Origin of the sequence: Priestia koreensis, from assembly GCF_001274935.1 — a bacterium.
GTDB classification, from domain to species: Bacteria; Bacillota; Bacilli; order Bacillales; family Bacillaceae_H; genus Bacillus_AG; species Bacillus_AG koreensis.
The window spans coordinates 1-2,997 of record NZ_LILC01000034.1; the positions used below are offsets into that span (position 1 = coordinate 1).

Sequence of the window (2,997 nt, forward strand, 5' to 3'; positions counted from 1 at the left end):
AGTTGTTCTTTGAAAACTAGATAGCAAGAATGTTAAGGAAAACAAAGTGTAACACTTTTTGAAATAACCAATACGGTTAAGTTAGAAAGGGCGCACGGTGGATGCCTTGGCACTAGGAGCCGATGAAGGACGGGACTAACACCGATATGCTTCGGGGAGCTGTAAGTAAGCTTTGATCCGGAGATTTCCGAATGGGGAAACCCATCATTCGTAATGGAATGATATCTTCTTCTGAATACATAGGAAGTTGAAGGCAGACCCGGGGAACTGAAACATCTAAGTACCCGGAGGAAAGGAAAGCAAACGCGATTTCCTGAGTAGCGGCGAGCGAAACGGAATTAGCCCAAACCAAGAGGCTTGCCTCTTGGGGTTGTAGGACACTCTATACGGAGTTACAAAGGAACGAGGTAAATGAAGAGGTCTGGAAAGACCCGTCAAAGAAGGTAACAACCCTGTAGTTGAAACCTTGTTCTCTCTTGAGTGGATCCTGAGTACGGCGGAACACGTGAAATTCCGTCGGAAGCAGGGAGGACCATCTCCCAAGGCTAAATACTTCCTAGTGACCGATAGTGAACCAGTACCGTGAGGGAAAGGTGAAAAGCACCCCGGAAGGGGAGTGAAAGAGATCCTGAAACCGTGTGCCTACAAGTAGTCAGAGCCCGTTAACGGGTGATGGCGTGCCTTTTGTAGAATGAACCGGCGAGTTACGATCCCATGCAAGGTTAAGTCGATGAGACGGAGCCGCAGCGAAAGCGAGTCTGAATAGGGCGATTTGAGTATGTGGTCGTAGACCCGAAACCAGGTGATCTACCCATGTCCAGGGTGAAGTTCAGGTAACACTGAATGGAGGCCCGAACCCACGCACGTTGAAAAGTGCGGGGATGAGGTGTGGGTAGCGGAGAAATTCCAATCGAACTTGGAGATAGCTGGTTCTCTCCGAAATAGCTTTAGGGCTAGCCTCAAGGTGAGAGTTTTGGAGGTAGAGCACTGATTGGACTAGGGGCCCCCAACGGGTTACCGAATTCAGTCAAACTCCGAATGCCAAAAACTTATCCTTGGGAGTCAGACTGCGAGTGATAAGATCCGTAGTCAAGAGGGAAACAGCCCAGACCACCAGCTAAGGTCCCAAAGTATACGTTAAGTGGAAAAGGATGTGGAGTTGCTTAGACAACCAGGATGTTGGCTTAGAAGCAGCCACCATTTAAAGAGTGCGTAATAGCTCACTGGTCGAGTGACTCTGCGCCGAAAATGTACCGGGGCTAAACGTATCACCGAAGCTGTGGATTGACATCTTAGATGTCAGTGGTAGGAGAGCGTTCTAAGTGCTGCGAAGCTAGACCGTAAGGACTGGTGGAGCGCTTAGAAGTGAGAATGCCGGTATGAGTAGCGAAAGACAAGTGAGAATCTTGTCCACCGAATGCCTAAGGTTTCCTGAGGAAGGCTCGTCCGCTCAGGGTTAGTCGGGACCTAAGCCGAGGCCGAAAGGCGTAGGCGATGGCCAACAGGTTGATATTCCTGTACTACCTCCCCACCGTTTGAGCAATGGGGGGACGCAGGAGGATAGGGTAGGCGCACTGCTGGATATGTGCGTTCAAGCAGTAAGGCTGATGAGTAGGCAAATCCGCTCATCATGAAGGCTGAGCTGTGATGACGAGGGAATTATAGTACCGAAGCTCCTGATTTCACACTGCCAAGAAAAGCCTCTAGCGAGGTGGGAGGTACCCGTACCGCAAACCGACACAGGTAGGCGAGGAGAGAATCCTAAGGTGATCGAGAGAACTCTCGTTAAGGAACTCGGCAAAATGACCCCGTAACTTCGGGAGAAGGGGTGCTCTGTTAGGGTGCAAGCCCGAGAGAGCCGCAGTGAATAGGCCCAGGCGACTGTTTAGCAAAAACACAGGTCTCTGCGAAGCCGTAAGGCGAAGTATAGGGGCTGACACCTGCCCGGTGCTGGAAGGTTAAGAGGAGAGGTTAGCGCAAGCGAAGCTTTGAATCGAAGCCCCAGTAAACGGCGGCCGTAACTATAACGGTCCTAAGGTAGCGAAATTCCTTGTCGGGTAAGTTCCGACCCGCACGAAAGGTGTAACGATCTGGGCACTGTCTCAACGAGAGACTCGGTGAAATTATAGTACCTGTGAAGATGCAGGTTACCCGCGACAGGACGGAAAGACCCCGTGGAGCTTTACTGTAGCCTGATATTGAATTTTGGTACAGCTTGTACAGGATAGGTAGGAGCCTGAGAAACCGGAGCGCTAGCTTCGGTGGAGGCGTCGGTGGGATACTACCCTGGCTGTATTGACATTCTAACCCACAGCCCTGATCGGGCTGGGAGACAGTGTCAGGTGGGCAGTTTGACTGGGGCGGTCGCCTCCTAAAGAGTAACGGAGGCGCCCAAAGGTTCCCTCAGAATGGTTGGAAATCATTCGTAGAGTGTAAAGGCACAAGGGAGCTTGACTGCGAGACCTACAAGTCGAGCAGGGACGAAAGTCGGGCTTAGTGATCCGGTGGTTCCGCATGGAAGGGCCATCGCTCAACGGATAAAAGCTACCCCGGGGATAACAGGCTTATCTCCCCCAAGAGTCCACATCGACGGGGAGGTTTGGCACCTCGATGTCGGCTCATCGCATCCTGGGGCTGTAGTCGGTCCCAAGGGTTGGGCTGTTCGCCCATTAAAGCGGTACGCGAGCTGGGTTCAGAACGTCGTGAGACAGTTCGGTCCCTATCCGTCGTGGGCGTAGGAAATTTGAGAGGAGCTGTCCTTAGTACGAGAGGACCGGGATGGACACACCGCTGGTGTACCAGTTGTCTTGCCAAAGGCATCGCTGGGTAGCTATGTGTGGACGGGATAAGTGCTGAAAGCATCTAAGCATGAAGCCCCCCTCAAGATGAGATTTCCCATAGCGCAAGCTAGTAAGATCCCTGAAAGACGATCAGGTAGATAGGTCTGAGGTGGAAGCGTGGCGACACGTGCAGCTGACAGATACTAATCGATCGAGG

General features: G+C 52.0%; 1 rRNA gene. It reads left to right on the forward strand.

Annotated elements, in window-relative coordinates:
- Window positions 1-74 precede the first annotated feature (74 nt).
- Window positions 75-2,997: ribosomal RNA gene (locus AMD01_RS20955) — 23S ribosomal RNA — on the forward strand; the annotation flags it as partial.